At 52.9% G+C, this 16136-nt stretch carries 13 protein-coding genes; 4 read left to right on the top strand and 9 right to left on the bottom strand.

What is annotated here, in order from left to right; all coding sequences use genetic code 11:
• Positions 1-136: 136 nt before the first annotated feature.
• Positions 137-3277 (bottom strand): efflux RND transporter permease subunit, encoded by a 3141-nt coding sequence (locus CPA45_RS13010; RefSeq protein ID WP_096652046.1) that lies wholly within the window; start codon positions 3275-3277, stop codon positions 137-139.
• Positions 3277-4344: an efflux RND transporter periplasmic adaptor subunit gene (locus CPA45_RS13005; protein WP_096652044.1), complete on the bottom strand. Its 1068-nt coding sequence runs from the start codon at positions 4342-4344 to the stop codon at positions 3277-3279. Before CPA45_RS13005 ends, CPA45_RS13010 begins: the two co-directional genes overlap by 1 nt.
• A gap of 206 nt (positions 4345-4550) precedes the next feature.
• Here CPA45_RS13005 and CPA45_RS13000 point away from each other — a divergent pair, with 206 nt between their 5' ends.
• Both CPA45_RS13000 and CPA45_RS22840 read left to right on the top strand, forming a co-directional pair.
• Positions 4551-5735: a BaiN/RdsA family NAD(P)/FAD-dependent oxidoreductase gene (locus tag CPA45_RS13000; RefSeq protein WP_096652042.1), complete on the top strand. Its 1185-nt coding sequence runs from the start codon at positions 4551-4553 to the stop codon at positions 5733-5735.
• Positions 5719-5877, top strand: a complete 159-nt coding sequence (locus CPA45_RS22840) for a hypothetical protein (RefSeq protein WP_165771556.1) — start codon at positions 5719-5721, stop codon at positions 5875-5877. The genes CPA45_RS13000 and CPA45_RS22840 overlap by 17 nt, the downstream gene beginning before the upstream one ends.
• Here CPA45_RS22840 and CPA45_RS12995 read toward each other — a convergent pair.
• The 4 genes from CPA45_RS12995 to CPA45_RS12980 form a co-directional block, all read right to left on the bottom strand.
• The gene (locus CPA45_RS12995) at positions 5861-6166 is read right to left on the bottom strand and encodes a YqjK-like family protein (RefSeq protein WP_244287603.1); all 306 of its coding nucleotides are present in this window, start codon (positions 6164-6166) and stop codon (positions 5861-5863) included. The genes CPA45_RS22840 and CPA45_RS12995 overlap by 17 nt on opposite strands.
• Positions 6135-6539, bottom strand: a complete 405-nt coding sequence (locus tag CPA45_RS12990) for a phage holin family protein (RefSeq protein WP_096652038.1) — start codon at positions 6537-6539, stop codon at positions 6135-6137. The genes CPA45_RS12995 and CPA45_RS12990 overlap by 32 nt, the downstream gene beginning before the upstream one ends.
• Positions 6539-6871, bottom strand: a complete 333-nt coding sequence (locus CPA45_RS12985; RefSeq protein WP_096652036.1) for an ElaB/YgaM/YqjD family protein — start codon at positions 6869-6871, stop codon at positions 6539-6541. The genes CPA45_RS12990 and CPA45_RS12985 overlap by 1 nt, the downstream gene beginning before the upstream one ends.
• 80 nt (positions 6872-6951) lie before the next feature.
• A complete protein-coding gene (locus CPA45_RS12980; protein WP_096652034.1) occupies positions 6952-7986 on the bottom strand; it encodes a phospholipase A in 1035 nt (344 codons plus the stop codon).
• Between the two features lie 162 nt (positions 7987-8148).
• Between CPA45_RS12980 and mscK the strand changes: the two genes are divergently transcribed.
• Positions 8149-11490 (top strand): mechanosensitive channel MscK, encoded by a 3342-nt coding sequence (gene mscK / locus CPA45_RS12975; RefSeq protein WP_096652032.1) that lies wholly within the window; start codon positions 8149-8151, stop codon positions 11488-11490.
• Positions 11491-11515: 25 nt separating this feature from the next.
• Here mscK and CPA45_RS12970 read toward each other — a convergent pair whose 3' ends face one another.
• Genes CPA45_RS12970 through CPA45_RS12960 form a run of 3 tightly spaced genes read right to left on the bottom strand, consistent with a single transcriptional unit; the run spans position 11516 to position 15594 of the window.
• Entirely contained in the window at positions 11516-12268 is a 753-nt protein-coding gene (locus CPA45_RS12970) for a TlyA family RNA methyltransferase (protein ID WP_096652030.1), read from the bottom strand.
• A 26-nt stretch (positions 12269-12294) separates the two neighbouring features.
• Positions 12295-14340, bottom strand: coding sequence for a hypothetical protein (locus CPA45_RS12965; protein ID WP_096652029.1), 2046 nt, complete (start codon positions 14338-14340; stop codon positions 12295-12297).
• A gap of 30 nt (positions 14341-14370) precedes the next feature.
• Positions 14371-15594, bottom strand: a complete 1224-nt coding sequence (locus tag CPA45_RS12960; RefSeq protein ID WP_096652027.1) for a carboxylate--amine ligase — start codon at positions 15592-15594, stop codon at positions 14371-14373.
• 211 nt (positions 15595-15805) lie between these two features.
• Between CPA45_RS12960 and CPA45_RS12955 the strand changes: the two genes are divergently transcribed.
• Positions 15806-16135, top strand: coding sequence for a DUF1820 family protein (locus CPA45_RS12955; protein ID WP_009100748.1), 330 nt, complete (start codon positions 15806-15808; stop codon positions 16133-16135).
• Position 16136 lies beyond the last annotated feature (1 nt).

Raw genomic sequence — 16136 nt, 5'->3', positions numbered from 1 at the left:
TTCTTAACGGTCACTCCTAAGTCAACGCCGTAGTAAAACTAAGGGCGCCTCCTAAATATGGGGCGCCCTTAGTTTTTTGAGGTCCCTTAGTCTTTCAAGGTCCCTTAGTCTTCTTTAGGGAGATCTACTGCCGGGGTTAGCGCTCCTGTGCTTCAAGTGGCTCGTGAGGCGCTGTTGGGGCATCTGCAATCTCATCTTCAAGCCTGCGTTTCACCGCTCCCGGCGAGCCTGTATGGCGAGCAAGCAGATCGTAGGCTACTGGCACCACAAACAGGGTGAAAACTGTGGCTGCTCCGACACCCGCCATAATCACCGTACCGATCACCAAGCGAGACTCTGAGCCGGGGCCGCTTGAAACAATCAGCGGGATCGCGCCAGCCATAGTGGTCACCGCGGTCATCAGGATTGGACGTAGCCGTGTCACTGACGCTTCGATAAGAGCAGAGCGAAATGCCTGGCCCTCATCACGTAGCTGGTTAGCAAACTCAACAATCAAGATGCCATTTTTAGCGGCAAGACCAATCAAAAGAACCAGCCCCACTTGGCTATAGATGTTAAGCGACTGCCCGGTTAATAGCAGGGCGAGCAGGGCGCCACTCATGGCTAAAGGTACGGTAAGCATGATAACAAAGGGGTGGATCAAGCTTTCAAACTGCGCAGCAAGCACCAGGAAGACAACCACTGCACCAAGTACCAGCAAGAAGGTTGTGGCGCCACTGGCCTGTTGAAAGTCCCGCGATGGCCCCGCCACGTTGGTTTGGGCTTCCTCTGGCAGGATATCGTCAGCGGTTTGCTGAAGATAAGCGAGCGCTTCACCCAATGGGTAGCCATCCGCTAAGTTTGCCTCAATCGTAATCGCCCGTACCCGATCAAAACGGTTAAGCGTGCTGGCGCCTGCAAAGTCGGAAAGGGTGACCAGGCTTGAGAGTGGGATCAGCTCCCCTGAGCGTGCCGAACGCACCTGGATATTATCCAGTGCCCGCGGGCTGTTTTGACGGCCTCTGTCGCCCTCTAAAATGACATCATACTCCTCACCATCATCCACATAACGAGTGACATTGCGTCCCCCCAGCAGTACTTCAAGTGTACGGCCGATTTCCGTGACGGTAACTCCCAGAGCGGCTGCGCGTTCATAGTTAATATCTACACGTAACTGGGGCTGGGTTTCGTTGTAGTTGCTTTCCAGCGCAGTTAGGCGAGGGTTATCTTGCTGAACATGGTTAACCAGAGTATCTCGCCAGCGGGCTAGCTGTTCATAAGTGCCACCGCCAAGAACAAATTGCACGGGTTTTTGGGTGCGTTGGCCAAAGCCCTGACGCATTACCGGAAATGCTTGCACACCCGGTAACGAGTTCAGCGTTTTACGAACGTCGGCCATAATTTCCCAGGCGCTGCGACGGCTTCCCCAGTCCGCCATATTGACGATAATAAAACCGCTATTGAAGTTTTCTATATTACCAAATCCCCTTGGCGCACGTACCACAATGCGCTCAAGCTCACCGTCTTCAACGAAGGGCGTTAATCGAGCTTCAATTTCATCCATGTAGTCCATCATGTAGTCAAATGTTGCCCCTTCAGGGCCATTCACCAGAATGATAAAGTTACCGCGATCCTCTTGAGGGGTGTACTCGTTGGGCAATTCAGATGCGAGCCACGCCGTTGCTGCAATTAGCAAAGCAAAGAGTCCAACGACCAACCATTTAAGTCGCAGTACTATCTCTAATGCGCGCTGATAGCGGCGTTGAGTGCCGCTTAACAGCCACTGTACGCCTTGGCCAATGCGACTATCGTGCATGCCGGGCTTTAAGATTTTAGACGCCATCATGGGCGTTAAGGTGAGCGCTAATAGCGTTGAGATTACCACCGCCGCTGCCATGGTGAGGGCGAATTCGGAGAATAGCCGGCCGATGTCGCCTTGCAGCATACTTAATGGTACAAACACCGCCACCAGCACCAAGGTAGTGGCAATGACAGCAAAGGCGATTTGACGCGTACCGCGGAATGCGGCTACCAGTGGTGTTTCGCCATAGTCATGCATGCGACGGTTAATGTTTTCAAGCACTACAATGGCATCATCGACAATTAAGCCAATCGCTAGCACTAGTGCCAGAAGTGTTAGCAAATTGATCGAAAAGTTCATCGCCGCCAGCGCGGTGAAGGCACCAATTACGGCAATGGGAACCGTTACCGCGGGCACCAGGGTTGTTCGCAAGTTACCCAGAAAGATGAATATCACCACGACGACAAGTCCCATGGCGATAAATAGCGTCATGACCACTTGCTGAATAGCACCCGAGACAAATACCGAGGCATCAAAGTTTAGATTAAGCGACATCCCTTCAGGTAGCGTACCCTGTAGCCTCACCATCTCCTGTTGTACTGCTTCCGATAGCTCTATGATGTTCGCAGTAGACTGCATAATCATGCCCAGGCCCACCATAGGCACACCGTTAGCGCGGAACACTGAACGGTCCTCCACCGAGCCAACTTCCACTCTGGCTACATCGGCTAAGCGCACTAAATAGCCGTCATCCCCTTGGTTTAGGGCTAAGCGCTTAAAGTCATCAGCGGTGGCAAAGCTACGTGGCAAACGAACAATAAACTGACGGTCCATGGACTCAATAGAGCCTGCCGGTAGCTCGACGTTTTCAGCGCGTAGCGCACTCTCAATATCACTGACGGTTAGCCCGCGAGCAGCGAGGGCATTGCGGTCTAGCCAGACCCGCATCGCATAATCTCGGCCACCGCCCACCCGTACCCGCGCAACCCCTGGTTGCACAGAGAGGCTGTCGACTAAAAAGCGATTGGCATAGTCAGTCAATTCGGTAATGGAATAATTTTCCCCGGAAAGGCTTAGCCATATCACAATCGTTTCACTACTGTCGGCTTTGGTGACTTCAGGGTTATCGGCATCATCGGGTAAGTTGCGCAGAGCCCCGGCTATGCGGTCGCGCACATCGTTAGCTGCCGCATCAATATCTCGGGTGAGCGCGAATTCGATCTCAATGCGTGAGCGACCATCCTCACTTTGGGAAGTGATCAGCTCAATCCCCTCTACACCCGCGATACGGTCTTCAAGCACTTGGGTAATACGGGTTTCCACAACGCTTGCAGACGCGCCTGGATAGCGGGTGTCTATGCTTACGATGGGTGGGTCAACGCTAGGGTACTCTTGTAGTGGCAGTCGATTGAGCGCCAGTAACCCAAAAGCAACGATAAGCGCAGCGATCACCATTGCAAGCACTGGGCGCTGAACCGAAATATCTGATAAGCGCATTAGCGATCAGCCTCTAACAGCGCGCGAATGCTCGTGTCATCATCGACAACCCCTAACAGGCGCACTTCTTGGCCATCTCGGGCTAATTGAAGGCCATGCACTACCACGAGGTCTTCTGGGGCAATGCCTTCAATGATCTCCACTTCGCCATGGCGCCGTTCGCCAATGCTCACTTCTCGTTGCTCAAGGCGCGTAGCGCCATCGTGTTGGTGAATCAGCATTACATAGTGGCGATCACCGCTGGGCTCAAGGGCCGACTCGGGAAGTACTAATGCATTGCGTACCCGCTGCTGGACAATCACTTCCATCAGCATACCAGGGCGCAGGCGCAATCCTGGGTTATCAAGCTCTGCGCGTACGCTCACGCTGCGCGAGATAGGGTCAATACGAGTTCCGATGCTGGCGATCTGACCACTAAAAATCTCATCAGGAAAGGCCGCAGTTTTAGCGCTTAATGCTAGTCCTGGTGACAAGCGCCCCAGAAAAACCTCTGGAACACTGAAATCAAGCTTCATGACGTTTAGTTTATCGAGAGTTACTAATTCCATGCCTGGGGTAACGAGCGCACCGACACTGATATTGCGAAAACCAACGCGTCCACTGAAAGGCGCTTGTATTCTATAGTTAGCAAGTCGCGCTTCCAGCGCTTGCACATCGGCGTCTGCTTGGCGAAGCCGTGCCTGAGCGTCTTCGACATCGGCACGAGCGGCTAAATTACGCTGCTGTAACTGATCGGCTCGTCCTGATGCATTGCGCCGTTCATCACGCAGCGCCTGGGCTGCTCTAAGCTGTGCCTGCTCTTCTGCGTCTTCTAACCGGATAAGCAGATGACCTCGCTCAACTTGCTGACCATCTTGAAAGTTGATTTCAGCAACTGTCTCCGTGACGGTAGCAGATAGCGTAACGCTCTCATCTGCGCTGAGCGTACCTAGCGCTTCCAGTGGGTCTGACCAGGTCGTGGATTGGACATAGCTGCCAATCACCGTGGGAGGTGACTGTGCGAGTACAGGCAAGGGGCAGAGCAGCGTCACCAGAACAAACAGTGCAGTACATCTATTAACGTGCATGGGCGTCTCAGGGGATTAAAAAAGTACTTAAAAAAAGTACCTAAAAAAGTGCCTAAACAGGAGGTCTATTGCGTTTGGCTTCGACAGTGACTAACTGCTTGAGAATAAATTTATACATAAATTATACGCACTAGTTTTGAAGTACAGCAAGCTATCCCCCTTATACCTGTTAAAATGCGCGGCTTTAAATGCTGGGAGCCTCTTTCATGGTTTATGACGTCGTAGTAATCGGCGCCGGTGCTGCAGGCTTAATGTGTGCAGCTCAAGCGGGCTACGCAGGACGGCGTGTTCTGGTGCTCGATCATGCCAAAAAAGCAGGCAAAAAAATTCTGATGTCGGGCGGTGGACGCTGCAACTTTACCAACCTTGGCACTACACCTCAGCACTTTTACTCTGAAAATCCGTATTTTTGTATTTCAGCGCTAAAGCGTTATCGACCGGAGCATTTTGTTTCGCTGGTGGAGCGCCATGGCGTTGAGTACGTAGAGAAAGCCCCTGGCCAGTTATTTTGTGCGACTTCTGCTAAAGAAATTTTACGTGTGCTGCTAACAGAGTGTGAGTGGGCAGGGGTAGAGATAGCGCTAAGTACTCATATTACTTCTGTGGAGCGTGTGGGCGATAGTATGCGTTTAGCCACCTCCGTTGGCAGTATTGATGCGGGAGTGGTGGTGGTCGCGACGGGTGGACTCTCAATTCCGACGATGGGGGCAACGGGGTTTGGCTATGAGCTTGCCCGCCAGTTTGGTTTGGAGGTGCTGCCTACTCGCCCTGGCTTAGTGCCGTTTACGCTCAGCGATACTTGGAAAGAGCGGGCCGCCGAGCTTTCAGGAATCAGTCTGCCCTCAGCCGTTAGCTGTAACGGGCGTCGGTTTGTCGAACCGATGCTGTTCACCCACCGGGGGCTCTCCGGGCCTGCAATGTTGCAAATATCCAGCGTTTGGAAGCCGGGTAACTCAATTGAAATTGACTTACTGCCGGATGAAAATGCAGCCGCTTCGCTACGCGAGGCACGTAACAGTACCCCTAAGCGTCAGTTGTCTACTTGGCTTGGTGAACGCTTTCCTAAACGTTTCACACAGGCGCTACTTGAGTGGGGGACTGACAGTGACCTGACTCGGCCCTTGGCACACTATAGCAATGATGCGTTGGATAGCTGGGCAGCACGGCTGAATCAATGGCAGCTAAAACCAGCGGGTACAGAAGGGTGGAGGACGGCTGAAGTAACGATGGGAGGAGTTAGTACAGACGCCGTTTCTTCAAAAACGTTTGAAGTGAAAAGCCTGCCACAGCTACGCTTTATTGGAGAGGTGCTTGATGTGACCGGTGAGTTGGGAGGGTACAACTTCCAGTGGGCGTGGGCGAGTGGTGTTGCCTGTGGAGAATCCTGTTAGCCGCACCGGTGATGGCAAACCGTTGATGCGGCTTAAGAAGGCGGCTGGCGTGCTGTTGTCGGGTAGCTACTGCCAAGAGGTTGCTTTTGCCAGTGAGCTGGCTTCTGCTAATGAGCTAACGTTTGCTAAGAAGTCACTCTAGCTAACAGCTTAAACTTACGAAATAGCATATAGCCTGCTAGCGCTTTACGCCCTGCTGCCATTGCACCACCAGGATGGCGTATTAACCTAAAAGCAGCGACGCCGCCGATAACATATAGAGGGATTTTTAGGCTACGCCAATGTCGATCTAAGGGGGCCGATGCGCGTAGCAGGTGATCGCTATTCACTAAGATATCAACGCGTTGCTGCTCTAAATCAGCTAATAGAGCAGCTTTGCGTTCTGCGCGTGTTAGCGGTTTAGCGGCGACTTTGGGAGATGTCATCGTCATTTGTCTCCAGTAACGCACGGTCGGCAGCCAGCTGTTTTAACGTCTCCTTTAGCAGTGTATGACGTTTAGCTTGGCGTAGCGCAACAAAAGCAAGCAAGAAACTCATCGCAATCAGAACAAACGCACTTACAGCGATAGCGGTGAGACGATAAGTATCCCAAAAAAGCACGACCACCAATGCTGTTAACGTAGCGATGCCCAATAGAAGAAGCAGTAGGCTAGCGCCCGCTAAAAGTATTAGGGTCAGTAGACGTGCGCGTTCCTCTTCTAGCTCTAAAACCGCCAAACGCAGGCGGGTTTCACCATTAGCAATCAGTGACTTTAGTAAGCGTTTGGCGGCAGAGAATACGCGTTGGGTTGGCCCCAAAGCCATTAGCGACGACCGATCAGCATACCAACGATCAAGCCAGCGGCTGCACCGATACCGATGCTTGTCCAGGGGTTTTCATGCACGTAACGGTCGCAGCAATCAACTTGGTTAGAGAGGGTCTCGCGTGTTTCGTCATAAAGACGCTCGCCTTTTGCCTCTAACCGTGAGCGGGTATCTTTTAAACGACGCTCAGCACGCTCGCGTAAATCGCGCATTTCACCGCTTGCGTCTTTTGAAGTAGCGTTGACTAGCTCTTCAACAGTTTCGCTGAGATGGCGTAGATCTTCTTTAAGCTGGTCAGCGCGAGTGGAGGAGTCAGTGTTACGTTTAGCCATGATGTCTTCCTTTGACGAGTGAATAAATACGGCTTCAGCCTAAGCATAGCAGCCGTCGCTCAGTAGACAACCTCTTATCTCTAGCGGTTCAGTCCTGTAGCACTAAATAAAGGGTTCAAGCTGAAGCCAATGCTCACACGATGTACCCGGTTGTCGTAGTCGATCATGCTCTCGCCATAGCCATAGTAGTACTGCAGGTGTGCCCGCACGCTATTGAAAGCAGGCCAGCTATAGTCGATTTGGGTGCCGTAATTGCCAGCGCTAGGGTTTCCGCGGACTAAGCCTTCAATTTCATGGTTATTACTTAGTCGTCTAGCTAGTCGGATGTCGCCATAGCCCATAAAACGATGAATATCAGGGTTGTCATCGCTGTTGTCGGACTCAGGTACACGCCAATAGGGGGCCAGGGTAAGCGCCCAATCACCGCGCTGAAAGGTGCTTTCCATATACACTCGGTTCCAGCTACGGGACAGCGGGTCTGAACGACCGTTAGACTGGTGGTTAAAGGAAAACCGGTTGCGGGTATTTACCCAACCCAGTGCGCGCCATGCGTTGTCAAAATCGATGAAGATTTCTGGCTCATAGTTAGTTTCCCTGAAAGGCGAAGAGGCATCGGTATTGTAAGCTTGCCACCAGCTACGCTGGGTGTAGCCAAAGTAAACATCGCCAATATCGCCAAAGACATTCTCAGCCAGATTGAACTTGGCGCTAAACTGGAACTTTACCTCTGCGCTGTCCGGAGAGCTATCTTCTGTGATATTGCGAAAGTTTTCAGCATTTTGGTGAGTGTTATAGCTCACAGGGAATAAATAGTTAGCGCGGTGAGTCGTTATCGAAAAAGGGTTTCGGGAAGACGCTTGCTCAAGTTGTCGACGCTCATTTAGGTCTTCAAGCGCCATTTCCTCGGGAAGAAGCTCCACCGGCAAATCCAATGCCGCATCTTCTGGCTCATCAATTTGCTGCAGCTGCTGGTGCAGTTGATGAAGCTCGGTATTTAAAGCACGAATACGTGCTTCGACTTCCTCTCTAGAGTCGGCTAGTGCGCTGCTAGTAGCGAGCGTTGGTGCGCCTAAGAGTAGGATAAATCCTGTAAACAGCAGTTTTCGGGTGACCATCAACGTGGCTCGCAAATAAAGATTAAACAGTTATCAGCGTCGTTACTATACAGTCTATAGGCACAAGTCAACTACTCTAGATTGCGCTGCAGAAGAGAACGCCTGACAATGGCGCTTCTTCCCGAAATTGCGGGTTTTCCGTGCCGATGAGGTTTATGAGACGTGGTGAGATTCGCAGTCAAGGTGGTCATAAAAATCGTTTGGGTATTAGCTTTGGTTATCGGGAGCAGCGTCACTGCGGTAGGTGCTGATTCCCTCGATGGCGTGCCGACCAAGGAGCAATTGTCCGTTCGCTTAGCCGAGCTTGAAACACAAGAAGGTGAGCTAAGCGCACAACAGAGACGTGACATGGAGGCCTTGGAGGCGGCGCTGCATGCCTACGATCGATTGGTTGCCGTTGATGAGCGCTTAAGCGCGCTGGAGCAGCGTATTGCCCAAGCGCCTGAGCTATTACTGCGCTTAGAGCGTGAGCAGAATGAGGCAGAGGAAGCGAGCCAGCAGCGCTCAGTCGATGATTTAAGCGATATGCCATTGGAGGCGCTGGAATCCCAGCAAGCGGGAGCCGTGGTAGAGCTTCAGCAGTTACAGAGCCAGTTAGCGGATGTTAACTCCCAGCTACTTGCTGCCCAGACGCTACCCGAGCGTGCCCAGCAAGCTATTTCCGATGCACTGCAGCGCGCTGAAAGCCTGCGTCGTGACCACGACGAGCGGGAAGCATTGCTGGAAGGACGGCAACTTACTGCGCAAAACGACATACGACTGATCCAGCTGCGCCTTGAGCGGGCGCTGGCTGAGCGTGAAGTAAGCTTGAATCAACGTGAGTTGGGCGCTAACAGCCGGTTACGTGAGCTAGCTCAGCAGCGGCGTGACTTATTGTCGCTGCAAATTGACCATTTAGAGCAGCAACTCAACTTACTTCAAGGGGTCATTGATCGTCAGCGGCGCCTGCAGTCAGAGCAGGCCATTGCCGATGCCGCCAGAGACGACCCACTTATTGCCGAAGGGCATCCGGTGGTGCTGCGTGCCCAGCAAGTTAACCAAGAGCTAAGTCTAGAGTTACTGCGTGCCACAGACCGTGCCAATGGTATCGTACGGGAAAATATCGAAGCACAACGCCAGCTGGAGCAAGTGCGCCAGCTACAGCGTAGTCTCAATGAACAGCTAGAGGCAATTCGTGGCAGCCAGCTTTTGTCGCGCATCTTACGTGAGCAGCGTCAGTCACTTCCTTCTATTGCTCCTCGCCGCGATTTGCAGGACGAAATTGCAGACCTACGTTTAAAGCAGTTTGATTTGGTCCGTCAGCGTGACCAACTTCGCCAAGGCGAGCGCCTAGCCAGCCAGCGGTTGCAAGAGGCGGGATTAGAAGTCACTCCTGGCTTGTTGGACTCTCTCACACGGCTTTACCAGTCTCGCCGTGAGCTGGTAGAGCAGCTTGAGCAGTCCTACGGTAGTTTGCTCAGTGCGGCAATTGAGCTACAGCTTAATCAGCAACAGCTACTAACGACCACGCGTAGCTTGCGCGCCACCATCGATGAACATCTGTTTTGGGTCGCCAACAGTCGCCCGCTGGACATGAACTGGTTTCGTCAATTGCCCCAAAACCTTCGGCTAGAGTGGCGTGAAGGGGAGTGGCGTGCCATTTTGCCTGCTCACTGGCAAGGGTTTTCGTGGCAAATGCTAGTGGGTGCGCCGTTGCTGTTAATGAGCTTTTTGCTGGTTGGGCTGCGTCGGCGCATTAAGGCGCGCCTAGCGCTGATTCACTCGCAAATTGGGCGATTGAAAAGTGATACCCAACTGCACACTCCAAAAGCCGTGCTATTAAATGCCCTCCTGGCTATTCCAGGACCACTTGCCTTGGCGGGTATGGGCGTTGGATTTCAGGCGGCAGAGGGTGCGCTGGCACACAGCGTAGCGCCAGCCCTGTTACAACTGGGCCTAAGCTGGGGAGTGGTGGCTCTCGGGCGTCGTTTGCTGGTGCCCGATGGTGTTGCAGAGCGGCACTTTACCTGGTCGCCAGCCTATAACGCACGGCTGCGTAAGCTACTGGGGGGGCTAGGTGTAGCGTTAGCGCCGGTGGTGGCGATTGCAGCGATGTCTGGGCAGATGGAAACCCCCTTAGCACTGCGGCCAGTCGCGATAGGAGTGCTGGCAGCAGGTTTATTAGCGATGAGCTGGTGGTTGGCGCAATTGATTTTATCCCACGTGCCATTCTTTGGCGTCAGACTATTTCGCTTGATGCTGGGGCTTGCAATGGCGGCAGTGCCGCTAATCCTACTAGGCTTGGTTGCATGGGGTTATGAATACACCGCTTTGCGCTTAATAGGGCGTTTTGCCATCACTCTTTACTTGTTAGGGCTGTGGGTGGTGGTTGAAGCCACCGTTGTGCGCAGCCTTGCGGTAGCTGCGCGTAGGCTGGCTTACCGGCGGGCGCTGGCTAGGCGTCATGCCCAGGTGCAAGAGGGCGCCGAAGGCGGGCTGGAAGTAGTAGATGAGCCGCCGCTGGATATGGAAAAGATCAACACCCAGTCTCTACGGCTCTCTAAACTGATACTGCTCATTGGCTTCAGCACGCTGCTGTATTTGGTTTGGTCGGATCTATTGGCGGTGCTGGGCTACTTGGATCAAGTGTCGTTATGGGATGCTGAAGAGGGAGACCTCGTCGGCGATACACTGTCTATTTCGGATGTTTTTGCTGCACTGCTGGTTATCGCACTAACATTTATTATGGCTCGAAACCTGCCAGGGCTGTTGGAAGTGATGGTGCTGTCACGCTTGGTATTAAAGCAAGGTAGTGCTTATGCCATCAGCTCTCTGCTCTCATACACGATTGTCGGTACTGGGGTGGTCATGGCTCTGGCCACACTTGGTGTTTCCTGGGATAAGTTGCAGTGGTTGATAGCGGCACTGAGCGTTGGTTTAGGCTTTGGTTTACAGGAGATATTTGCTAATTTTATTTCCGGTCTGATTATTCTATTTGAGCGCCCTATACGTATTGGTGACACTATTACGCTCGGCAATCTTCACGGTACCGTTAGCCGGATACGTATACGGGCTACTACAGTGACCGACTTCGACCGCAAAGAGATTATTATTCCCAATAAGACCTTTGTTACCGACCAGCTTATTAACTGGTCACTGTCAGATAACGTTACCCGGGTGGTGCTCACCTATGGCGTTTCCCACGGCTCTGACTTGCCGCTAGTGCACCAACTATTACGCCAAGCAGCCGATGAAAACGAGCGAGTACTAACGGACCCGGAACCCCAGGTATTCTGCTTAAGCTATGGGCAGCACAGTCTAAACTTTGAGCTACGCATCTTCGTTAACGACTTGGTTGATCGGCTGTTTGCCGCCGATGAAGTTAACTGCCGGGTGGATGAACTGTTCCGTGATGCGGGAGTAAGGGTTGCCTTTGAGCAAATGGACGTATGGCTGCACCCTGACGACGGAAAATCGGTCAAAGTGCAGTCAGCCAAGAAGCTACCACCTGCCAATCTGAGTTAATGGCATCAATGCTAATCCGGCCCGGCTAGTGTTTAACCGCCAGCAATAAAAACTCCCGATTACCGTCGCCGCCGGTGATCGGGCTTTCTTGCCAGTGGCTAATGCTAAGCCCGCAGTGCGCACAAGCGGTGCGGATTTTCTGCTCTACCTCGGCATAGCGGCTGGGATTACGTACCACACCGCGTTTATCCAGCGCGCCAGGCTCAAGCTCAAACTGCGGTTTTACCAGCGAAAGGAGCTGCCCCTGTAGGGGGAGCAGAGTGGCAATCTCAGGTAAAATCAACGTTTGCGAAATAAATGAGACATCCATGACGGCAAGGTCAATAGGGTGCTTGGTTAGCGCTTCCTGAAGCGCCGGAGATTGGCTCATTTGACGGGCATTTAGGCCCTCTAAACAGGTAACGCGGGGGTCGTCGCGGAGCGCTTCTGCAAGCTGTCCATGACCAACCTCCACGCCGACTACATGCTGTGCACCAAACTGCAACGCGCAGTCAGTGAAGCCGCCAGTGGATTGGCCAATGTCCAGCACGCCCCGCCCATCTAAGCGTAACTCCAGTGCTTTCAGAACGCCTTCAAGTTTCAACCCCGCTCTGGAGGCATAGCGCTCCTCAGGATCATCCTCAATACGTAAAGCAGTATCTAAGGGCCACTTCTCCGAAGGTTTGGTGAGCGTACGGCCATCCGTGTGATAAACGCGCCCATTACGAATAAGTCGCTGGGCACGGGTACGTGAGTTGGCCAGCCCTTGGCTGACCAGCAGTTGATCAAGTCTAATCATGGGGTTTATAAGGTCACTTTACGCGGCTATAAGAGGTCTTCTGGCGGCACCAGGGGGCCTTCGTCGGCCTGAAGGTCCGTCGGCGGTAGACGGGCTGCTCCCCAGCTACGATGCAGATAGCCTTTGACGTACTCAAGCTCTTCGCACGTAACGTCAGCAAGCTCGCCCCGCTCTAGCGGATCGTAGTGGTAAATATACAGCCGGGAGGTGAATTGGTCGAAGGGAAGAGATGCCTCGCCAAAGCGTTCACCGTTACCCGAGGTGCTTACCTTAACGCCATCACCCCAGTTTTGCCCGCTATCGTTATTAGGGTTGTAGAAGTAGACACGCATTACATCAGTTGGGCCCAATGAGGCCCGCAAAATTGTAATAGCGTGCCAGCCAATAAAGCGGGCAGCGCTGTCAGTTACCGCAATACCTGCTGGCTGGGGATGAATCAGCGGTTGGTTGCCGTTGTAGTAAGGGTGATAGCTTGCATAGAAGTGGCGCACAAAGTTATCAACATCACAGAGCTGGCCAGTGGCAACGTCCACATTGATGCTAAAGCCACGGCCCGACCACCAGCCATGAAATTCAGGATTTACCCAGCGGTGTGGATCACCCTCACGGCCAATGCAGCGACGGCCCATTTCCGCATAAATACGATCTAAGTGGGGGACGACAATCAGCGAAACAGGATCCAGGTCCATGGGAAGCTCAGAGGCAACGCCCAGAGCGCTCTCCATAGAGGAGATTGGTTGACCTTCGAAATGCATAATGATTTCGTCGTCTCGCGCCGCCCAGGTCACCATTTGCAGTAGATAATCAGGGTCATTGTAGGCCCACATGGAAAGTGCGCGGGCTGACTGGCAAGTAGGGTTATTGCCCTGGCCAACGCCTAGCGGTAGCCCCAACATACAAAGCACACCTTCTATTAACCGCGCTTTGGGCGATGCTGTAGTGCCGTAGGCAACGTTCAGCCGTGCCTGGGCCCATTCTGAGAGCTTTAGATTAAGCTGGCGCCACATGGCCGGTGCTACCGGTGGCTGATAAAAAATGCCTCTTTCAAGCAGCAGTGCTAGGCCATAAACAGCCTGGGCTGTTGCAGGGTAAACGCCACTGCGAATCAGCGCGTGCACCAGCTCACGGTAGCACAACAGGCAGTCGCGGCCAGTTGCAGAAAGCCCCAGTGCTTCCGACAGCAGATGATCTCCCTCCTCAAGGAGGTGGCGCAGTAGCACGGCGTGGTAGGGCGAAACCAAACCAGTATCGTGCATAGCACGGGCAAAACCGGTGGACTCTGCCTGCAGTGCCGCACTGTCCATGCGCTCCAGTCGCTCACGATAAAGCTCAATGCCAGGGTCTTCGCGGCAGGCTTGGGTCGGCCCGAAAAGCGAACTGACCAACCGGTCGGCACCTTGCCCACTGGCGCCTAGATCAATCTCAGGGTTTGCTTGGCACAGGGCGATTTGGGTAATCATCTGCTTGATGGCATCGACCTGAATCGGGCGCTGCTTGAGAATTCGCCAGATTTCGTCGATCAGCTGGTCGATGACGTGCTCGTAGCCAATGCGTTCAGCCAAGTGCTGGAAAAGCTGGCGAGGAATAATGGCCAGCTTTCCCTGAGTTTCCCGTTCGGCCTCACTTGGCGCATTAAACAGTAGCCACAGGTTAATGGCCATCACCTGGGTCAGGTAATGGTGAGCATGCTCCTGAGAGACGAGAGAGTGCGGGTACTTACCCTTGGCAACGGCCAATAGCCGCAGTTCGCTCAAGGCTTCTATTACCACGACATTGGCATCAGCGCTTTTTAGGGAAAACGTTGTGAACGTAGGAATCAAGTATTGGGGGGTGTCCCAATCAGAGCCTGCAAACACGCCCGCAGATTCAAAATCTGCGGCGCGTGTTTCAAGGCCAGCAGGGCCGCCATCTTGCATCAAGATTCGGCGCGCGGTATCTAGTACGCGGGGCAGCTTTGCCGGTTTAGAAAATGCTGGCGCCTGAGAAAGCAGGCGCACCGCATCATCAAATTTACTCAGCAATCCGTTGAGCTTGCCATCTTCAGAAGAAGATGCCTCTTGATTGGTCGTCACATAGATTCCTTATCCTTGCCGTAGCGGGGATTATACATAGAAGTCGAGATCTTCTTGGCGTTTGAGTAGGTCGCGGATGGTGTGTGCATCCTCACCTTTAAAGTAAATCAAGCCCCAGTGAGTACCAAAGGCGGTGCGCTTCGTGACCGTCTCTTCAGCCGGTGGCGTCAGCTCATGAGACTCAAAGTATGGGTGATCTTCAGTCTCTTCGGGGATTTCCAGGCGGCTGACGACGCGACGACGCGGGTACACGCCAAAGCAGCCAGCGAAGCCGTCAGCATCAACAATTTCTTTGGGGAAGAACGCCGCCACCTCTTCTTGGGTACTTTTAGGATCAAAGACCAGCATGGACGCTTGGTAAGCGTTAAAGCCGTAAACACGTTCCAACAGCTCAAAAACCTTGAAGCCCGGTGGTCGGTAGGCGACTTCACCAAAGTACATCTCGCCATCGCTGGTGACGAAGTACTCAGGGTGAATCAGGCCAAACTCAATATCAAACGCTTTGATCAGCTTTTCGATTTGCGCAGTGATCTGCTCGCGATACTTCTCAAGTTCTGGTGACGCAGGCACAAATACTGAATAACCGAGGGTGACATACTCAGAAATATTCAGGAAGGCGATTTTGCCATTGTGTATCCAGGCTTCCACCGCGAATTCCCAGCCGTCCAGGTGCGATTCCATCAGCACCGGAAACTCCTCATCGGGAATCATATCGACTTCGTCCGGGGTGCGAATGACCCGGTGGCCAAGGCAGCCTGCCTTATCAAAGGCTTTCAGGTGAATTGGGTCGTTGGGGTCGCCATCCAGCTTAAGCAGGGTCTGGTTGACGCGCTTCAAAAAGCGGATAACGTCTTCTTTATCGTGGGCCTCTTCAAAAATACCCACGCGAATACCGCCTAATTGGGCGCGGCGTTTCATGAGCGCTTTGTCGCGCAGCAGTAGCGACTGGCCATAAAGGCGTGGGTTGTCCAGCAGCACGGAGTTAATTGCGCCTGCCCACTCCACCGTTTCTTCAAATAGCGGAATAGCGACGTCAACGCCTTTTTCTTTCAGCGTTTCGGCAATTTCGATCGAACGGTCATTGAGACGCTCAAAATTCCAGGGAACATAAGGAATATCGTGCTTTTGGCAATACTCTTCGGCCCAATCTGGTGCAACCACTATGTAGCGTCGGTCAAAATTCTCCGCCGCTTCTATCGCATTGAGGCTCCAGCCTAGTAGGGCGATATAGCCCTTCTTGGGATCCTTTTGCATGATGGTAACTCCTGTGGGTGGGTGAATAAAATTGCCTTACCACTTCTTTCACCATACACGACGGGGCCTACCGTCTGCTAATTAGTAACCACTGAAAGGAAAATGGGTGGGAATTCGTTGCATTTGGTGATGTCTGCTAAAGGGCTACACTGGAATATGGTAGGCTAGTCGTGAAAACGTTACCTTCAAATGGCAAGAGGAATAGGCCAAGATGGCGGCTAAGCCGATCTATCGTGTGGTGGTTCACCAGCAGGGTGAAATTTGGGATTTATATGTAAGAGAGATCTTTCAAAGCGAACTCTGGGGCTTTATTGAAGTCGAGGAGTTTGTCTTCGATGATGCCTCGCGGGTAGTTGTTGATCCTGGAGCGGAAAAGCTGCAACGGACCTTTGAAGGAGTGAAGCGCAGTTATCTACCGCTTAATGCGATTGTGCGTATTGATGAAGTAGAGCGCGAAGGCCCTTTAAAGGCAGTAAAAAGCGATGCCCGCGTTGCGGAGTTTCCTCGTCCCTTTCCGCTGCCTCCCCGCGGAGAAGGGTAAG

This window comes from Vreelandella nigrificans, from assembly GCF_002374315.1.
GTDB classification, from domain to species: domain Bacteria; phylum Pseudomonadota; class Gammaproteobacteria; order Pseudomonadales; family Halomonadaceae; genus Vreelandella; species Vreelandella nigrificans.
Note: the sequence above shows the minus strand (reverse complement) of the source record. Positions and strands in the feature narration are given on the sequence as shown.

Excerpts from the sequence above, each read along its gene's own strand:
- CPA45_RS13010 (WP_096652046.1), bottom strand. The coding sequence starts at position 3,277 with ATGCGCTTATCAGATATTTCGGTTCAGCGCCCAGTGCTTGCAATGGTG.
- CPA45_RS13005 (WP_096652044.1), bottom strand. The coding sequence starts at position 4,344 with ATGCACGTTAATAGATGTACTGCACTGTTTGTTCTGGTGACGCTGCTC.
- CPA45_RS13000 (WP_096652042.1), top strand. The coding sequence starts at position 4,551 with ATGGTTTATGACGTCGTAGTAATCGGCGCCGGTGCTGCAGGCTTAATG.
- CPA45_RS12995 (WP_244287603.1), bottom strand. The coding sequence starts at position 6,166 with ATGACGATGACATCTCCCAAAGTCGCCGCTAAACCGCTAACACGCGCA.
- CPA45_RS12990 (WP_096652038.1), bottom strand. The coding sequence starts at position 6,539 with ATGGCTTTGGGGCCAACCCAACGCGTATTCTCTGCCGCCAAACGCTTA.
- CPA45_RS12985 (WP_096652036.1), bottom strand. The coding sequence starts at position 6,871 with ATGGCTAAACGTAACACTGACTCCTCCACTCGCGCTGACCAGCTTAAA.
- CPA45_RS12980 (WP_096652034.1), bottom strand. The coding sequence starts at position 7,986 with ATGGTCACCCGAAAACTGCTGTTTACAGGATTTATCCTACTCTTAGGC.
- CPA45_RS12970 (WP_096652030.1), bottom strand. The coding sequence starts at position 12,268 with ATGATTAGACTTGATCAACTGCTGGTCAGCCAAGGGCTGGCCAACTCA.
- CPA45_RS12960 (WP_096652027.1), bottom strand. The coding sequence starts at position 15,594 with ATGCAAAAGGATCCCAAGAAGGGCTATATCGCCCTACTAGGCTGGAGC.
- CPA45_RS12955 (WP_009100748.1), top strand. The coding sequence starts at position 15,806 with ATGGCGGCTAAGCCGATCTATCGTGTGGTGGTTCACCAGCAGGGTGAA.